The 16,348-nt window shown below is 42.2% G+C and carries 17 protein-coding genes; 16 read left to right on the top strand and 1 reads right to left on the bottom strand.

The features are described from left to right. Positions 1–31: 31 nt before the first annotated feature. The 9 genes from CLNEO_RS09125 to CLNEO_RS09085 all read left to right on the top strand — a co-directional run bounded on the left by CLNEO_RS09125 (position 32) and on the right by CLNEO_RS09085 (position 8,784). Positions 32–1,030, top strand: a complete 999-nt coding sequence (locus CLNEO_RS09125) for a 2-dehydro-3-deoxygalactonokinase (RefSeq protein ID WP_066087708.1) — start codon at positions 32–34, stop codon at positions 1,028–1,030. 35 nt (positions 1,031–1,065) lie between these two features. Further along, positions 1,066–1,704: a bifunctional 4-hydroxy-2-oxoglutarate aldolase/2-dehydro-3-deoxy-phosphogluconate aldolase gene (locus CLNEO_RS09120; protein WP_066087705.1), complete on the top strand. Its 639-nt coding sequence runs from the start codon at positions 1,066–1,068 to the stop codon at positions 1,702–1,704. A gap of 11 nt (positions 1,705–1,715) precedes the next feature. After that, positions 1,716–2,666 carry a phosphoglycerate dehydrogenase gene (locus tag CLNEO_RS09115; protein ID WP_066087702.1) on the top strand — a complete coding sequence of 317 codons (951 nt, stop codon included), beginning with the start codon at positions 1,716–1,718 and terminating at the stop codon, positions 2,664–2,666. A 17-nt stretch (positions 2,667–2,683) separates the two neighbouring features. Further along, positions 2,684–3,307 (top strand): bifunctional 4-hydroxy-2-oxoglutarate aldolase/2-dehydro-3-deoxy-phosphogluconate aldolase, encoded by a 624-nt coding sequence (gene eda / locus CLNEO_RS09110; protein WP_066087699.1) that lies wholly within the window; start codon positions 2,684–2,686, stop codon positions 3,305–3,307. A gap of 84 nt (positions 3,308–3,391) precedes the next feature. Continuing rightward, entirely contained in the window at positions 3,392–4,780 is a 1,389-nt protein-coding gene (gndA, locus tag CLNEO_RS09105; RefSeq protein WP_066087696.1) for an NADP-dependent phosphogluconate dehydrogenase, read from the top strand. 1 nt (position 4,781) lies between these two features. Continuing rightward, positions 4,782–5,732 carry a phosphoglycerate dehydrogenase gene (locus tag CLNEO_RS09100; RefSeq protein WP_242864194.1) on the top strand — a complete coding sequence of 317 codons (951 nt, stop codon included), beginning with the start codon at positions 4,782–4,784 and terminating at the stop codon, positions 5,730–5,732. Between the two features lie 64 nt (positions 5,733–5,796). Continuing rightward, positions 5,797–6,732, top strand: coding sequence for an AEC family transporter (locus tag CLNEO_RS09095; protein WP_066087691.1), 936 nt, complete (start codon positions 5,797–5,799; stop codon positions 6,730–6,732). A 114-nt stretch (positions 6,733–6,846) separates the two neighbouring features. After that, positions 6,847–8,523 carry a dihydroxy-acid dehydratase gene (gene ilvD / locus CLNEO_RS09090; RefSeq protein WP_066087688.1) on the top strand — a complete coding sequence of 559 codons (1,677 nt, stop codon included), beginning with the start codon at positions 6,847–6,849 and terminating at the stop codon, positions 8,521–8,523. Between the two features lie 51 nt (positions 8,524–8,574). Further along, complete coding sequence (locus CLNEO_RS09085; RefSeq protein ID WP_066087685.1) at positions 8,575–8,784, top strand: hypothetical protein; 210 nt, start codon at positions 8,575–8,577, stop codon at positions 8,782–8,784. 140 nt (positions 8,785–8,924) lie between these two features. Here the strand turns inward: CLNEO_RS09085 and CLNEO_RS09080 are convergent, their stop codons facing one another. Further along, positions 8,925–9,185, bottom strand: a complete 261-nt coding sequence (locus CLNEO_RS09080) for a hypothetical protein (RefSeq protein ID WP_066087682.1) — start codon at positions 9,183–9,185, stop codon at positions 8,925–8,927. A 294-nt stretch (positions 9,186–9,479) separates the two neighbouring features. Between CLNEO_RS09080 and CLNEO_RS09075 the strand changes: the two genes are divergently transcribed. From CLNEO_RS09075 to CLNEO_RS09045, 7 genes are all read left to right on the top strand, one after another. Beyond that, a complete protein-coding gene (locus CLNEO_RS09075) occupies positions 9,480–11,588 on the top strand; it encodes a glutamine synthetase III family protein (RefSeq protein ID WP_066087679.1) in 2,109 nt (702 codons plus the stop codon). Between the two features lie 473 nt (positions 11,589–12,061). Beyond that, positions 12,062–12,739, top strand: coding sequence for an ATP-binding protein (locus tag CLNEO_RS09070; RefSeq protein ID WP_066087676.1), 678 nt, complete (start codon positions 12,062–12,064; stop codon positions 12,737–12,739). Positions 12,740–12,767: 28 nt separating this feature from the next. After that, positions 12,768–12,983: a 4Fe-4S dicluster domain-containing protein gene (locus CLNEO_RS09065; protein ID WP_066087673.1), complete on the top strand. Its 216-nt coding sequence runs from the start codon at positions 12,768–12,770 to the stop codon at positions 12,981–12,983. A 17-nt stretch (positions 12,984–13,000) separates the two neighbouring features. Next, positions 13,001–14,059 (top strand): 3-methyl-2-oxobutanoate dehydrogenase subunit VorB, encoded by a 1,059-nt coding sequence (locus CLNEO_RS09060; protein WP_066087670.1) that lies wholly within the window; start codon positions 13,001–13,003, stop codon positions 14,057–14,059. Continuing rightward, on the top strand, positions 14,059–14,811 hold the full coding sequence (locus CLNEO_RS09055; RefSeq protein WP_066087667.1) for a thiamine pyrophosphate-dependent enzyme: 753 nt from the start codon (positions 14,059–14,061) through the stop codon (positions 14,809–14,811). Before CLNEO_RS09060 ends, CLNEO_RS09055 begins: the two co-directional genes overlap by 1 nt. Before the next feature lies 1 nt (position 14,812). Beyond that, positions 14,813–15,367 (top strand): 2-oxoacid:acceptor oxidoreductase family protein, encoded by a 555-nt coding sequence (locus CLNEO_RS09050; RefSeq protein WP_066087664.1) that lies wholly within the window; start codon positions 14,813–14,815, stop codon positions 15,365–15,367. A 423-nt stretch (positions 15,368–15,790) separates the two neighbouring features. Further along, positions 15,791–16,339 (top strand): cell division protein ZapA, encoded by a 549-nt coding sequence (locus tag CLNEO_RS09045; RefSeq protein WP_066087661.1) that lies wholly within the window; start codon positions 15,791–15,793, stop codon positions 16,337–16,339. Positions 16,340–16,348 lie beyond the last annotated feature (9 nt).

The following is a 16,348-nucleotide window of genomic DNA, read 5'->3' as shown; positions in this document are numbered from 1 at the left end:
TGCGGATTACAAATAGAAAGGTGTGTGAGAAATGTACCATATTTATATAGACTCCGGCACGTCAAACTCCAAGCTTTACTTAGTAAAGGGCAAGCGGTCTGTTGATACCATTATTGCAAATGTGGGTACAAAGGATTCGGCTATTTCTGGGAGTAATGACGTGCTTTTAAGCGGTTTAAAGGAAATTTATGACCGTGTTTTGGAAAAAAATAGCTTGCAGGAGAGAGATATTGAAAGCATATGGCTCTCCGGCATGGTGACGAATCCCTTTGGGATTATTGAAGTTGTGCATATCAGCACACCCGTTGACGCCAAAAAGCTGTTGGAGCAAAGATATGTTCATTTTGAGGAAAAATATTTCCACCGGGATTTAAATCTCATTCCAGGGGTAAAAACTGCCCAGCGGGGGCAGATAGTAACGATGGAAAATATCCATCAAATGAATAACGTCAGAGGGGAAGAAATTGAGGTTGTGGGAATGGTTGCCCGTGGCGTCATTCCAAAGGAGGAAGATTGCGTGATGATTTCTCCTGGCTCCCATACGCATTTGCTTTATGTGAAAAACGGCACAATTACGGATATTGTGTCCAATTTTACAGGGGAGCTAAACTATGCCATAAAGAAGGACACCATTCTTGGCGGAGAGATGACCAACGAGGACATTATTTTGACGAAGGAATATATATTGCAAGGCTATCATATGGTGAAAACCTACGGTTTGGCTAGGGCGTTATATATCATTCATGCAACAAAGGTTTTTGATGTTTGTGAAAACGAGATCAGAAATTGCCTGCTTTCTGGCATTATTTCCGGCGGCGTCATTGATATGCTGAAATACAAGGTGGATCGAGAGTGGCGTGGCGTGAAAAAAGCGGTCATTATTGGCGGCAAGAATTATATAGAAGCATATAAAATCCTTACGCAGCATATTCTTCCGGAAATTGACGTGGAAATTGTGTCAAGCAGAGCAGGAGAAAGTTTTGGATTATATGGTTATTTGGAGTTAGCGAGGATTTTAGAAGAGGGCTAACATAGCTGCAAAAGAAAAAAAGGAGATGGATTTTTATGGCAGATACACTGCAAAGAATTTTAGATGGTAAGGTGGTTGCCATTGTCAGAGGAATTTCTTCCAAGGACATGATTCAAACGGTAGAAGCGTTAAATGACGGCGGAATAACTTGCGTAGAGGTAACCTTCAGTTTAAAAAGTGAGGAAAAGTGCTTAGATACATTGAAATCAATTCGTATGATAAAGGAGCATTTCGGCGATTCGGTTGCTGTAGGTGCCGGAACGGTATTGACACCGGAAAATGTGTCCCGTGCAAAAGAGGCGGGCGCGGAATATATCATTTCTCCTAACGTGGATGAGGCCGTAATCAAGGCAACAAAAAGCTTGGGCATGATTTCTATTCCCGGTGCAGTAACCCCTTCTGAGGTAATTGCAGCCTATAATTGGGGTGCGGATATTGTGAAGCTGTTTCCGGCAGCTTCTTTGGGACTTCCCTATGTGAAGGCTTTGATGGGTCCCATTGATGGGATTCCTTTGACTGCCGTAGGCGGCGTGGATGCCTCCAATTATCGAGATTTCCTAGACATTGGCTGTGTTGGCGTTGGTGTTGGAGGAAATTTGGTAAATAAAAAGCTGATAGAAGCGGGAGATTTTGAAGCAATCAAAAAATTGGCGTTAGAATACGGCTTAAAGTAGGGGGCGAGGCGATGAAGAAGGTATTAGTCACCTCTAGATCCTTCGGGAAAACAAGCCCCAAGCCCTTTGCGGTTTTGGAAGGCGCAGGCATAGAATACACCTTGATGGGTGGGGATTTTGACGAGGAAAAATTCAAAGAGGTAATTTCCCAATACGACGGCTTGATTATTGGCGCCCATCCCTTTTACCCAGAGGATATGGCACGTTGCAAGCATTTGAAAATCATTGCAAAGCATGGTGCAGGGCTAGACAATATTTATTTGGAAGATGCCAAAAAATTGGGAATTCGTGTTACCAATGTGCCGGCAATGAACGCAAACGCCGTTGCCGACTTGGCATTTGCCCATATTTTAAATATCTCCCGGGGAATATCCATCACCAATGAACGAGTACATAGGGGCGCATGGGAAACCTTTATCGGGAAGGACGTTTTTGAAAAAACCTTGGGCTTAATCGGCTTTGGTGCCATTGCAAAAAATGTTGCAAGAAGGGCAAGGGGGTTTTCTATGAAGGTTTTGGTTTATGATCCCTTTGTTACCGAGATACCTGAGGAATTTCAGGATTTTGTAACGCTGACAGATTTGAATACCGTAACAGAAAATAGCGATATTATTTCCATTCATGTGCCTTTGACAGACAGCACGAAGCATTTGTTTGATAAAGAACGCATCATGAAAATGAAAAAAGAGGCTTACCTGATTAATACAGGCAGAGGTGGCATTATTCAGGAGCAGGATTTGTATGAATGCATGAAAAATGGGCATTTGTGCGGCTGTGCTGTTGATGTAATGGAGCATGAGCCTATGGAAAAGGACAGCCCATTGTTGGAATTGGAGAATTTTGTGGTAACTGCCCATATCGGCATGTATTCCATTGAGGCAATCAGTGCAGTCAGCGTTGTTTGTGCCGAAAACGTTGCAAAGGTACTGAATGGAGAAGAACCACGTTTTGTAATTGTTTAAAAAGAGAGGTAAGGATTATGGACATCAATCAGAGAATTGAAGAACTGAAAATTGTACCCGTTGTGAAAATTGATAACATAGAGGACGCAAAGCCTTTGGCGGAAGCGTTGATTGCAGGGGGATTGCCCATTGCGGAGGTAACCTTCCGTACAGAAGCGGCTTATGAAGCCATTAAAGCAATGGCGAAAATCCCTGAAATGCTGGTAGGCGCAGGTACCGTCATAAATGTTGCCCAAGCGAAGCTGGCACTGGAGGCAGGGGCAAAATTTATTGTATCCCCTGGCTTGAGTGTGGAAGTGGTAAAATTTGCTCAGGAAAATAACATTCCTGTTTTTCCGGGCGTTTGCACGCCCACAGAGGTAATGACGGCGATTGCATTAGATCTGCCTGTTGTAAAATTTTTTCCCGCAGAGGCTTATGGCGGTTTGAATACCATTAAGGCTTTGGCAGGGCCTTTTGGCAATATTCGTTTTATGCCCACCGGTGGCATCAGTGAAAAAAACATTATGGAATATTTGGAAAACCCAAAAATCATTGCTTGCGGCGGCAGTTGGATGGTAAAGGATAGCTTGATTCAAGAAAAGAAATTTGATGAAATTCAAAAAATCACTGCCTCAGCCGTAAAATTGGTACAGGGATAACACAAGAATATGACAACGGTCGGCAGAGGTGCAAGAAGCCTAAGCCGACTGTTTTATATAGGAAGAAAAAGGAGGCGGGAAGTTATGAAGGAGTTTGAAATTGCCGTTTACGGTCTTGGTGTTATGGGAAGCAGTTTGGGGAAAAATTTGATTTCAAAGGGCTTTCGTACAGCCCTTTTTGGAAAAAGTGAAGAAGAAAGACAAAAATTTCAAGCACAGGGGGAGTTTGCCGTTTTTTCTACGGAAGAAGAAATGGTAAACAGTTTGAAGCGCCCAAGAGTCCTCTTTATGATGGTAACGTCAGGGGATGTGGTGGATCGTGTTATTGAAAGTTTATTGCCCCTTTTGGACGAAGGAGATATTTTGATAGACGGTGGAAACTCTCATTTTAAGGACACCCAAAGAAGATATCACGCACTTTTGGAAAAAGGGATTGAATTCTTGGGGGTAGGGGTTTCCGGCGGAGAAAAGGGGGCGTTGACAGGCCCAAGTATGATGGTGGGTGGAAGTGAAAAGGCTTGGGTTTCCTGCGGGCATATCTTAGAAAAAATGGCGGCAAGGATTGGCAATGAATATTGTTGCAGCTACCTTGGAAAAGAGGGTGCAGGGCATTATGTGAAAATGGTGCATAACGGCATTGAATATGCCATGATTCAGATTATAGCGGATTTTTATTCCGTGATGAAAGAGGGGCTTACCCTAAGCCACCAAGAAATTATGGAAATGTTTACCCGATGGAAGCATACGGAATTGAATTCATATTTAGTGGATATTACTGCTGGTGTACTTGCCATAAAGGACACGGATGGCACACCATTGGTGGAAAAAATATTGGATGTGGCCCAGCAAAAAGGTACAGGCAGCTGGACTTTAGAGGAAGCGGTTGCCCGAGGGGTGTATGTACCCACGATTTCAGAGGCGGTGTTTGCCAGATATTTTTCAAAGGATACACAGCTGCGTAAAGAGGGAAGCCGAGTGCTGCATGCAACTACAAAGCCGATAACCTTAGATAATTACGAGGAAAAGCTTAAGGATGCCCTTTATCTTGCCATGATTGTAAGCTATGCCCAAGGCATTGCATTGATTCAAAAAGCCTCCGAGGATTACGGTTGGGAAATTGACCTGCCTTTGGCAGTTTCCCTTTGGCGAGAGGGTTGTATTATTCGTAGTGAACTTTTGCAGCACATTACCAAGGCGTTAAAGGAAAGTGAAAAAAATATTTTGCTATCTCAAAGCTTTGGGGATTTAGGTAAGAGGGAGCAGGCTTTGCGGCAAATTTCAGCCAAAGCCATAGAAGCGGGCATTCCCGTTCCCACATTGCTATCGGTTGTTTCATATTATGATAGCTGTCGCACAGAAAAAATGAACGTCAACCTGGTACAGGCACTCAGAGATTGCTTTGGCGCCCATACCTATGAAAGAACGGATCGAGAGGGCAGTTTTCATACTGTTTGGATGGAAGGAGAAGAATAAAATGAAAGTATTGGTTACAGCAAGGTCTTTTGGCAGTGCCGATGAGAAAGCACAAAAATTATTGGAGGAAAACGGGTTTCAAGTCAAGAAGCTGGTAGCGGCGGACGGCCCTATAAATGAACAGCTGATAAGGGAAATTGTGGATGCGGATGCCATTATTGCCGGCTTGGAGGACTATTCAGCGGAGCTTTTGAAAACGGCAAAAAAGCTCAAGGTTATTTCCCGTTATGGCGTTGGTTATGACAAGGTTGATATCCAGGCGGCAAAGGCCAGGGGCATTGCCGTTACCATTACCCCTGGCGCAAACGGCGATTCTGTGGCGGATATGGCGATGGCACTGATGCTTTCAGCGGCAAGAAACGTAAGCTATATGGATAACTGTATTAAGGATGGCAATCAGCAAAGACCTACGGGGGTGGAAATGTTTGGAAAAACCCTTGGTGTCATTGGGGCAGGCCGAATTGGAAAAGGTGTAGCAAAAAGATGTAAGGGCTTTTCCATGGACATTCTTTGCTACGATACCTATCAGGATGAAGCCTTTGCTCAAGAAACTGGGGCTATATACGTTGATTTTGAAACCATTGTAAAAGAGGCGGATTTTATTACCATTCATTCACCGTTAAATGAGGAAACAAAAAATATGTTCAATAAGGAAATTTTTCAAAGAATGAAAAGCAAAGCGGTTATTGTCAATACTGCCCGTGGTGGAATTATCGACGAGGACGCATTGTTTGAAGCTTTGAAAAATGGAGAAATTGGTGCTGCTGGTTTGGATGCAACGGTGGAGGAACCCCCTTACAACAGCCCATTATTAGAGCTTCCCAACTGCACCATTACGCCCCATGCAGGAGCGGCTACCTACGAGGCAAGCAGCAAAATGGGATTCATGGCGGCGCAAAATATTTTGGATATTATCCAAAAGGGGAAATGTATCTTTACAGTAAACCAATAATAGGATAAAATTGTATACAAAAAGCGTATATCAAAAGTGTATTGGGGAAGGAAGATGAAGGTACTTGGATGCAATTATAACGGTATTGGACAAGTTGATGATTATATTTTTTCTGCTTCTGATTGGATATTTCTGTAGGAAGAAAAAAATTGTCGGGGATAGCTTTATGGAGGACTTTGCTGGGTTTTTGACGCGTATCATTATTCCTTGCTTTATCATCTCTTCCTTGCAAATTGACTATACTCCCACATTGTTTCGAGAAGGCGCTGTGGTATTTATCGTTTGCGTAATTATGCATCTGTGGGGGCTTGTTGTAGGGTGGGTTTCCTTCCGTTTGTTAAAAGTGCCGGAAAATGCAAAGGGTATTTGGATTTTCAGCAATATGTTTGCAAATATCGGCTTTATGGGCATTCCTGTGATTGCCATGATTTTTGGCGGAAGCAGTGTGTTTTACTGTGCCTTTGCCACCTTTGCGTTTAATATTATGTCTTATACCTTAGGAGTGGTTGTGTTGCAAAAATGCTCAGCAAATCCTGATAACAACAAGGTGAATATGAAAAAGCTGTTGAAGGCACCTGTAAATGTGGCAACGGTAGTGGGGATTTTGCTTTTTGTTCTGAATATTCGTCTGCCTGGACCAATGAAGGATACGGTGAGTATGGTGGGGGGAATGCTTTCTCCCTTGGCAATGATTTATATTGGCGGAATACTTGGAAAATTTAATTTCAAAGAAATGATTACGGAGAAATGGGCATATCCGGTTTCCTTTTTTCGTTTGATTTTTATGCCGTTATCTTCTTACATAATATTAAAACCATTTATTCATGACAACCTGATTTTGGGCGTAATTGTGGTTGGATTGTCTACGCCCATTGGGGCATTTTGTGCAATATTGGCGGCGGAATTTGGTGAGGATGAAGCGTTGGCAAGCAAGTATATTTTTGTAAGTACAGTGCTTTGTATTTTTACAATGCCCCTCATTTTTATGCTCTTCTTATAAAGGAAAGCAAGGGAATGGTATTTTCACATTAAAAAATTGGAAATTGAGAAGAAGCCTTGCTCTAAAAAGGTTATCCAAGACCTTTTGAAAGGGCGAAAGGTTAAGGAGGTAAGCATGATTATTCGAAGTAAGGACATATTGAGGGGCCCGGAGTGGGCAAATGTAAGGGCTTTATATAAAAGCAGCGGTTTTACCGATGGCGAAATGAAAAAACCCATGATAGCGGTGGTAAATGCATATAATTCCGTTTGTCCGGGGCATTTTTTGTTGCAGCAGATTTCCCAAAGGGTGAAAGAGGGGATTTGTGCTGCCGGCGGTATGGCGGTGGAGTTTGGGGTTATCGGTGCTTGTGATGGCATTGCCATGGGACATAAAGGCATGCGACATATTCTTCCAGGCAGAGAGGTTTTGGCAAACGAAATTGAAACCATGATGGAGGCTCATCGGTTGGACGGCATGGTATTAATTGGCTCCTGCGATAAAATTGTGCCCGGTATGCTTATGGGGGCGGTTCGTGTTAATCTTCCCGCGGTTTTTATCAACGGAGGACCTACCTTACCCGGCAGAATGAAGGAAAACAATCCCTACGGTGGGGAATACATAGACCATTCCATTATTCAGCAATCTGAGGGCGCATTAAAGGCGGGGCTGATTACCCAGGAGCAGTTTGATTGGATTGAAAATAATGCGGTCCCAACCCCAGGCTCCTGCGCGATGCTGGGGACGGCGAATACTATGTGCTGCTTGGCGGAGGCATTGGGCTTGGCGTTACCCGGAGTGGCGGCGATTCCTGCTGTTTACAGCAAGCGGCTGGCAATGGCTTATGAAAGCGGCAGGGCGGTTATGGACTTGGTGGAAAAGGGGATTTGCCCCAGAGATATTATTACAAAGGTGTCAATATTGAATGGGGTAAAGGTGAATTCAGCCATTGGCGGTTCTACCAATGCAGTGCTGCACCTCCTTGCCATTGCCTATGAGGCAGAAATTGATTTTACGATTTTCGATTTTGGAAATGGCGCAAAGGATGTGCCCCATTTGGTGCCCATGATTCCTGCAGGGCAGTATACCTTGCTGGATTTTTATGAGGCGGGCGGCGTGCAGGCAATTATGAAGGAAATGAAAGAACTTCTGGATACAAAGGCAATGACCTGTACAGGGCGAACCTTACGGGAAAATTTAAAGGAAGCAAGGAACTATAATCCTGATGTCATTCGTCCGTTATCAAACCCTGTGCATCGTAGGGGCGGTATTGGCATTTTAACGGGCAATCTAGCCTTAGACGGTGCTGTTACGAAGCCATCTGCGATTCCTGAGGAAGCTTTATATTTTAAAGGAAGCGCAAGGATTTTTGAAAGTGAGCAGGATGCCTTGCGTGGAATTCGGAACCACGAGGTAAAGGCGGGGGAGGTTGTGGTAATCCGCAACGAAGGCCCTAAGGGCGGCCCGGGGATGCCCGAAATGTATAAGGCAATGAAATTGTTGGTAGGGATGAACTTGGGAAGTAAGGTTTGTGTCATTACTGATGGCAGATTTTCTGGTTCCAATAATGGCTGTTTTGTTGGGCATATTTGTCCTGAGGCGGCAGACGATGGAAACATTGCTTATCTTTTGGATGGGGATGTGATTGTTGTGGATGTAAAAAACGGGACAATTTCTGCGGAGGTTGATTTTGAGGTAAGACGTAGCCAAGGAAAACGTTGTAAAATGCCTCAGGCAACAGGTTATTTATATCAGTATTATAAAAATGTAAAGTCTGCATCCCAAGGGGCGATTATTCCTGTAAGAGATTGAACGCTGAGGTGATCGATGTAATGGCGATAAACGTGTTTGGGGTTTTGCAAAATGATTTTAGTAAAAGTTTTTGATCTTGCTTTTTTCAAAAAGCAAGTGGGTTTTGGCAACGCCCAAGGTTTGTCATTAGGCTTGGGGTGTCGACTTAGTCGACACCCTTTAAAAAAAGCTCGGTTCTTTCAAGCTTTTTTCAAGCTGACAAAGCTCATCCTAGAGATTCCATTTGAGAAACTCTTCGCTTCTCAATTCTTCCGTTCTTAAAAATAGGTTTTTCTATAGTCTGAGTCGGTTATCATTATTGATAGCCGGTTTTTTTATAGAAGCTATAAAATTAAGTTGGAAATCCATATTTATATAACAATTTAAAGTATGACGTTTTTATAGATAAAGTGTATTTTTAATTATATTTTTTTTAGCAGCCATTTTTGACTATCGCAATTGCAGGTGAGTTCATATATTTTTTCTATATCGTCAATAATACTGCTGCAGAGGAAACAAAGAGTGGGACTACCACCAAATTTGTTTTTTTCTGTTTGTATGATACGGTCTACCTTGACGGTTATTGCTTCTCCGTTTTCGTCCATACGAAAACGTACGGGAGTAACTGCTCCATCCTTAGATGTCCAAGAAATCATATCAATATTTTTATTTATAAGCTTCATACAAAATGCCTCCTCAATCGAACTTAATATTACTATATCAGAACTAACGTTCCTTATCAATGGTAAAATTATACCAAAAGACGAATAAATGTTTTTTGATTTTGGAGAAATAAAAAACACATAATTAGGCACAAATTTGCATAAAAAATACCAATATAGTTTACAAAAAATATCACAGATGGGATTTCTCCAAGCGCAGAATGCAAAATCGTTGCAAAACCTTTTTTGCGCTTGTATAATAAAACGTATGGTAAAATGAAGAAGAATGAAAGTTAATCTAGAAAGGACAAGTGTATGTACGAAAAAATTTCAATACCCGAAATTTTTGGCATGAACGTGTTCAATGACGCAATGATGCGTGAGCATTTGCCAAAACAGGTTTACAAGGAATTAAAAAATACCATTGAAAAGGGGGAAATGCTAAATTCCTCAATCGCAGATATTATTGCGAATGCCATGAAGGATTGGGCGGTGGAAAGAGGAGCAACCCATTATACCCATTGGTTTCAGCCAATGACAGGTATCACTGCGGAAAAGCATGATTCCTTTTTGGCACCACCAAATAATGGTAAGGCAATTATGGAGTTTTCCGGCAAGGAATTAATTAAAGGTGAGTCGGACGCATCTTCTTTTCCCTCCGGCGGCTTACGCCAAACCTTTGAGGCAAGAGGCTATACAGCGTGGGATTGTACTTCTCCTGCTTTTTTAAGAGAGGATGCGGCAGGGATTACCTTATATATTCCTACAGCATTTTGCTCCTATACAGGGGAAGCATTGGACAAAAAAACACCCCTACTACGCTCTGTTGAGGCCGTTTCAAAGCAGGCAATGCGCATTTTGCACCTGTTTGGCAATACAACTGCCAAGAAGATTAATGTATATTCGGGGGCAGAGCAAGAATACTTCCTCATCGACCGTAGTATGTATAACCAGAGGAAAGACTTGATTTTTACAGGCAGAACCCTTTTTGGTGCCGCACCGCCAAAAGGACAAGAATTGGATGATCATTATTTTGGCAGTATTAAAGAAAGAGTTGCCTGCTTTATGCGTGAGCTGAACATAGAGCTTTGGAAGCTTGGGGTAACTGCAAAAACACAGCATAATGAAGTTGCGCCTTCGCAGCATGAGCTTGCGCCTATTTACGATGATTGCAACCGTGCCGCTGACCATAATCAGCTGGTGATGGAAGCGATGAAGCGTATTGCAGGGCATCATAATTTGACTTGTCTGCTTCATGAAAAGCCTTTTGCAGGGGTAAATGGCAGCGGCAAGCATAACAACTGGTCTTTGGGGACTGATGATGGCCAGAACCTTTTGAACCCGGGTAAAACACCCCATGAAAATGCTCAATTTTTGGTATTTTTGACTGCCATTATTAAAGGCGTGGATCAATATGCTGAGCTATTGCGTTTGGCGGCGGCAAACCCCGGTAATGACCACCGTTTAGGCAAACAGGAAGCCCCCCCGGCTATTATCTCCATTTTCCTTGGAGATCAGCTTTTGGATATTTTTGACCAGATTGAGCATGGCGGAGCAACCACAAGCATTCAGGGCGGAAAAATGCGTGTTGGTGTAAACACCCTGCCTTACTTGAAAAGAGATGCAACGGACAGAAACAGAACTTCTCCCTTTGCTTTTACAGGCAATAAGTTTGAGTTCCGTATGCCGCCCTCCTCAGGCTCTATTTCGGGTCCTAATTTTGTATTGAATACCATTGTTGCCGATGTTTTGGAAGAGTTTGCCGAGGAGCTGGAAAAGGCGGAGGATTTCAACACAGCCATGCATGAGTTGATTCGCAAAACCTATATTGACCATAAACGGATTATTTTCGACGGCAATGGCTATTCCGATAATTGGGTGCAGGAAGCGGAGCGCAGAGGTCTTAGCAATATTACAAATATGGTGGATTCTGTTCCTTATTTGACAGAAGAAAAATCAATTGAATTATTTGAACGCCATAAGGTTTTGAGCCGTGTGGAATTGCAGTCTCGCTCAGAAATTATGTATGAGAGCTATATCAAACAAATCAATATCGAAGCCAAAGCGATGATTGATATTGCATCGAAGCAGATTCGTCCCGCTGTTGTAAAGTATGCAGGAGAGGTGGCAGCTTCTTTGGCAGCAATGAAAGCCGCCGGTTTTGATGCATCCGTAGAGACAGAGCTGTTGCAGGAAATCAATGAGAATATCAAAGCATTCCATGAAGCCTTAAAACAGCTGGCGGAGGTTACTCATGAGGCGGCACAGCTGAAAGCTGACAGTCGTTTACAAGCAGTGTTCTACCGTGATCGTGTTTTTGCAGCCATGGAAAAATTACGTGTGCCTGCCGATAGACTGGAATTTTTGGTGGATGAAAAGGCATGGCCTTTCCCTACCTACGGGGAGCTGCTATATAATGTATAATTTTGTTGTAGGACAACATAATAATTTTTAGAAAAAAACCCATTTTTTTCTCAAAACTTTTGAGAGAAAATGGGTTTTTTATTGGAGAATTATAAGCGTTAAAGGAATTGCTATCAAGAACCGACTGTTGTAAGACAAGTAAAAAAAACCATAAAAAGAAAAGATAAAATTGCAATGAAATATCTAAAATAAACAAAAGAAATGCAGGTAAATCGTTTTTTTAAACAGAAAAAAAGAAAGTTTAATGTTTTTTTTTAGATACTTGACAAATTAATAACTGATTTTATTGCAAATAAAATATGAATGCGTTATAATGTATACAGACAAAAGAAAAAATAGTAATAATTTGCATTAAAAACTTGTATAAAATTTATTTAATTTGTTCATGATGAATAGCTGAAAATTGATTTTGTACAAACTTCACATTTTTTGACGTATATATCGGTGCATGTTTTAATAATGAGGTGAATGCCATGCTTACTGATGATAAAAGAATTCGTATTATTACAGGTCACTACGGTAGTGGGAAGACAGAATTTGCGGTAAATTATACCATGAAGCTCAGTCAAATGGGCCGCAAAATTGCCATTGCTGATTTGGATATCGTGAATGTTTATTTCCGTTCTAGGGAAAAAAAGAAGGAGATGGAGGCAGCAGGTGTTATGGTCATTGCTTCTTCAATTGAAGGGGCTGGGCTGGATGTGCCTGCGGTTTCTGCTGCCATGACAATGCCGGCGAGGGAGCGTAGCTTCGATTATATCGTCGATTTGGGCGGAAACGATGTGGGCACAATGGTGCTAGGTCGATTAAAACCTATTTTGGACCCTGAGGAAGTGGATTTTTTTATGGTAGTCAATACTTATCGTCCCGATACGTCTACACCTGAGGGTGTAATCGAGCAGATGGAGAAGCTTGAGTGTGCTTCGGGTCTAAAGGTGACCGGCTTCATTAACAACACAAACCTAATTCGTGAAACCAATGCCCAGTGTCTTTTCGATGGAGATGCCATTTTGAGAGAAGTAACCAAACAAACAGGCGTCGCTGTGAGGTATGTTTCTTATGTAGAAGAACTCATGGCCGAAGAGGTACCGCTTGGTCTTGCCGGGGAGTTGTTCCCTATGAAGTTATATATGAGACAAACCTGGATGTAAATTTAAAGATTTATGGAGGTGTATTTGAATGGCAAAAGGTAGAGTAACGATCAATGAAACGCTCTGTAAGGGCTGTGAGCTTTGTGTATCTGTTTGTCCCAAGCATGTGCTGCAACTTTCCACAACGAAAATTAATGCTTCAGGCTACAACCCAGCAGAAGTAGTAAATGATGACTGCATCGCTTGCACAAGTTGTGCAAAGATGTGCCCTGACTGTGCAATTACAGTAGAAAAGCTCGATTAAGAGAGGAGGAAATTTCAATGGCAAAGGTTTTAATGAAAGGCAACGAAGCAGTTGGTAAGGCAGCAATTGAGGCGGGTTGCAGATATTTCTTCGGCTATCCGATTACTCCTCAGAGTGAAGTTCCGGAATACTTATCCAGTGAATTACCCAAGGTTGGCGGTGTTTTTGTTCAGGCTGAGTCTGAAGTTGCCGCAATCAATATGGTTTATGGTGCTGCTGGTGCAGGTGCCCGTGTATTAACAAGCTCATCTTCCCCAGGTATTGCTTTGAAGCAAGAAGGAATCGGTTATATTTCCAACGCTGGTTTGCCTGCGGTTATTATCAATATGATGCGCGGTGGCCCCGGTTTGGGCACAATTCAACCTGGTCAGGCTGATTATAATATGACAGTAAAAGGCGGTTCAAATGGCGATTATCATGATATTGTTTTAGCTCCTGCATCCGTTCAGGAAGCTGTTGATATGGTTATGGAAGCCTTTGATTTGGCTGATTATTACGGCACACCTGTTATTGTTTTGGCGGATGGTTTGATTGGTCAGATGATGGAGCCAGTTGAATTTAATTATGTTTGCAAAAAAGAATTGGCTCCCAAAACATGGGCATTAACGGGCAAGGGTGATGGCGAAAAGCATATGATTCAGAACTTGGTTATTGAACCTGACGAATGCGAAGCTTGGAATAAGAGTCACTTTGAAAAATATGCGGTAATTGAAGCAAATGAGCAGGCTTGGGAAGAATATTTGATGGAGGATGCAGAATATGCTTTTGTTTCCTACGGCACATCTTCCAGAATTGTGAGAAGTGCAATTAGCTATTTAAGAGAAGCTGGTTACAAGGTAGGGATGATCAGACCAAAAACATTGTGGCCCTTCCCTGCAAAGGCTTTTGAAAAATTAGATAAGAAGATTAAGAAATATATGGACGTTGAAATGAGCATGGGTCAGATGGTTCAGGATGTTGCTTATGCTTGCAATGATAAAAATAAAATTGAATTCTATGGCAGAACAGGCGGTGTTGTTCCTGCGGTGGATGAAATCGTTGAGTTTGGTAAGAGGGTTATGGGAGGTGACAAATAATGGCAGTTGTATTTCAAAAAACAAAGGCTTTAACTGATGTAAAATTGCATTATTGTCCTGGTTGTGCACACGGCATCGTTCACAGACTTGTAGCAGAAGCCCTGGAGGAATTGGGCGAAGACAAAAACGCAATTGCGGCTGTACCTGTTGGTTGTTCCGTATTTGCCAATAAATACTTTAATTTTGATGCAATTCAGTGTGCCCATGGCCGTGCTCCTGCGACTGCAACGGGGATTAAAAGAGTACATCCCGACAAAATCGTTCTTACTTATCAGGGCGACGGTGACCTTGCTTCCATCGGTACTGCTGAAATCATTCATGCCGCTGCAAGAGGAGAAAAAATCACCACCATTTTCATTAATAATGGTATTTATGGGATGACGGGCGGACAGATGGCGCCTACAACATTACCCGGTATGAAGGCAACAACGGCAAAGGCTGGGCGTGACCCTAAAATTAACGGTAACCCCATTCGTGTATGCGAAATGCTTTCAACCTTAGACGGCCCTGTTTATATTGAAAGAGTAAGTGTATCCACACCTGCGCAGGTGACACAGGCAAAAAGAGCCATTAAAAAAGCTTTGGAAATTCAAAGACAAGGCTTAGGTTTTACCTTTGTTGAGGTTGTTTCCACCTGTCCTACAAACTGGGGTTTGACACCGGTGAAATCCATGGAATTTGTAAGAGAAAAAATGATCCCTTACTATCCTCTTGGCGTTTATAAAGATATCACTGCAGAGGAGGGCAAATAATATGAATACACAGAGAATTTGTTGTGCGGGCTTTGGCGGCCAGGGTACTCTTTCTATGGGTAAGATTTTGGCTTATGCAGGTATGCTGGAAGGACACGAGGTTTCCTGGTGCCCCTCTTATGGCCCTGAAATGCGTGGTGGGACTGCAAACTGCCATGTAATCGTATCCGACGAACCTATCGGCTCTCCGGTAGTTACCAGCGATGCAAATTGCGTAATTGCAATGAATCAGCCTTCTTTGGATAAATTTGTAGATATTCTTGGAAAAGGCGGTGTTTTAATTGTGAACTCCGACTTGGCAGCTTTGAAAGAAGATAAGGCGGATATTCGTGTTTTAAATGTACCTGCAAATACAATGTCCACCCAGGAATTTGGTGGCGCGAAATTAGCAAACATCATTTTATTAGGTGCTGTCATTCAGTCAATTAATACTGTAAAGGTGGAAAGCATTGACGATGCCTTTACCCATGTATTTGAGGGCAGCAAAGCAAAATTTATTCCCGATAACAAAAAAGCATTTATAATGGGCTATGAATTTGCACAAAACTACAAATAATACTTGAATCTCCTAAATATTGAGGGCCTTTTGACGAGAAAAATCTGGTCAAGAGGTCTTCTTTTATTATAAAAAAGCATTTCGCAGCGGCACTTGATATGTTATAATTATAAAACAAATTTGTTTCCATAAAATGTTATGAAATTTGTGAAAAGAAACAAATTGTGAAGGAAATAGATGAATAGAGCTTGATTGACACAGGGATTTGCAGGGGGTTATAGCAATTCCTATTTGTGGGAGAGCATTTCATAAACGGCAGAAGAAAGGCTTTTTCTGCTGAGTGATGCTGCGGTATGGACCGTTATGCGTTAAAAAGGAAGCGTTTTGTTTTGGGGATTTCATAGGGGAAATTTTGTAAATGGAAATTGTGTAACGGTTTTTAAATGTTGTTTTGCGAAGGGCTGAGGAGAGGAGTGTAGTTTTTTGAAAAACAGAATAAAAATTTCCGTGGACGGAAAATCCTTTACACTGGTGGGGGAGGAAACGGAAGCACATATGCAGGCTGTGGCTGCCTATATTCATAAAAAAATAGGGGAAATTCGCACAAATGCGGCGGCGGTGAAGCTGGACACCAGTTTGGCTTATGTGTTGGCGGCCTTAAATGTTGCAGATGATTATTTTAAGGAAAAAGATAAAAATGCAGAGCTGGAAGGGCGCAATTTGGGTCTTAGAGCAAGGCTTGAGGAGTTGACCTCACAACTAGATAAAACAAAAGCGGAACTGGACGAGGCGAAAGCAGAACTGGTTGAATTAACGGATGATCAATGGCAAGAAACAGCAGGACAGCTTGTGCTCAATCAAAAAGAAGAAACTGTCAGCCGTGGCGATGAGGAAGACCAAAAACTTCCTCCTGGGGATTTGAAAGTCGCAGATTTGAATTCCACAGATTCAAATGCCATGAGCTTAAAAGGCGGACAGACAGGAAAAAATGCGGCTAAAAAATCAAAAAAGGATAAATATCGTAGAAGGTAAAAAACGAAA

Source organism: Anaerotignum neopropionicum (genome assembly GCF_001571775.1).
Lineage (GTDB): Bacteria > Bacillota > Clostridia > Lachnospirales > Anaerotignaceae > Chakrabartyella > Chakrabartyella neopropionicum.
Note: the sequence above shows the minus strand (reverse complement) of the source record. Positions and strands in the feature narration are given on the sequence as shown.

Bases quoted from the DNA above. Each gene is read 5' to 3' on its own strand.
- CLNEO_RS09125 (WP_066087708.1), top strand. From the start codon at position 32: ATGTACCATATTTATATAGACTCCGGCACGTCAAACTCCAAGCTTTAC.
- CLNEO_RS09120 (WP_066087705.1), top strand. From the start codon at position 1,066: ATGGCAGATACACTGCAAAGAATTTTAGATGGTAAGGTGGTTGCCATT.
- CLNEO_RS09115 (WP_066087702.1), top strand. From the start codon at position 1,716: ATGAAGAAGGTATTAGTCACCTCTAGATCCTTCGGGAAAACAAGCCCC.
- eda (WP_066087699.1), top strand. From the start codon at position 2,684: ATGGACATCAATCAGAGAATTGAAGAACTGAAAATTGTACCCGTTGTG.
- gndA (WP_066087696.1), top strand. From the start codon at position 3,392: ATGAAGGAGTTTGAAATTGCCGTTTACGGTCTTGGTGTTATGGGAAGC.
- CLNEO_RS09100 (WP_242864194.1), top strand. From the start codon at position 4,782: ATGAAAGTATTGGTTACAGCAAGGTCTTTTGGCAGTGCCGATGAGAAA.
- ilvD (WP_066087688.1), top strand. From the start codon at position 6,847: ATGATTATTCGAAGTAAGGACATATTGAGGGGCCCGGAGTGGGCAAAT.
- CLNEO_RS09085 (WP_066087685.1), top strand. From the start codon at position 8,575: ATGATTTTAGTAAAAGTTTTTGATCTTGCTTTTTTCAAAAAGCAAGTG.
- CLNEO_RS09080 (WP_066087682.1), bottom strand. From the start codon at position 9,185: ATGAAGCTTATAAATAAAAATATTGATATGATTTCTTGGACATCTAAG.
- CLNEO_RS09075 (WP_066087679.1), top strand. From the start codon at position 9,480: ATGTACGAAAAAATTTCAATACCCGAAATTTTTGGCATGAACGTGTTC.
- CLNEO_RS09070 (WP_066087676.1), top strand. From the start codon at position 12,062: ATGCTTACTGATGATAAAAGAATTCGTATTATTACAGGTCACTACGGT.
- CLNEO_RS09065 (WP_066087673.1), top strand. From the start codon at position 12,768: ATGGCAAAAGGTAGAGTAACGATCAATGAAACGCTCTGTAAGGGCTGT.
- CLNEO_RS09060 (WP_066087670.1), top strand. From the start codon at position 13,001: ATGGCAAAGGTTTTAATGAAAGGCAACGAAGCAGTTGGTAAGGCAGCA.
- CLNEO_RS09055 (WP_066087667.1), top strand. From the start codon at position 14,059: ATGGCAGTTGTATTTCAAAAAACAAAGGCTTTAACTGATGTAAAATTG.
- CLNEO_RS09050 (WP_066087664.1), top strand. From the start codon at position 14,813: ATGAATACACAGAGAATTTGTTGTGCGGGCTTTGGCGGCCAGGGTACT.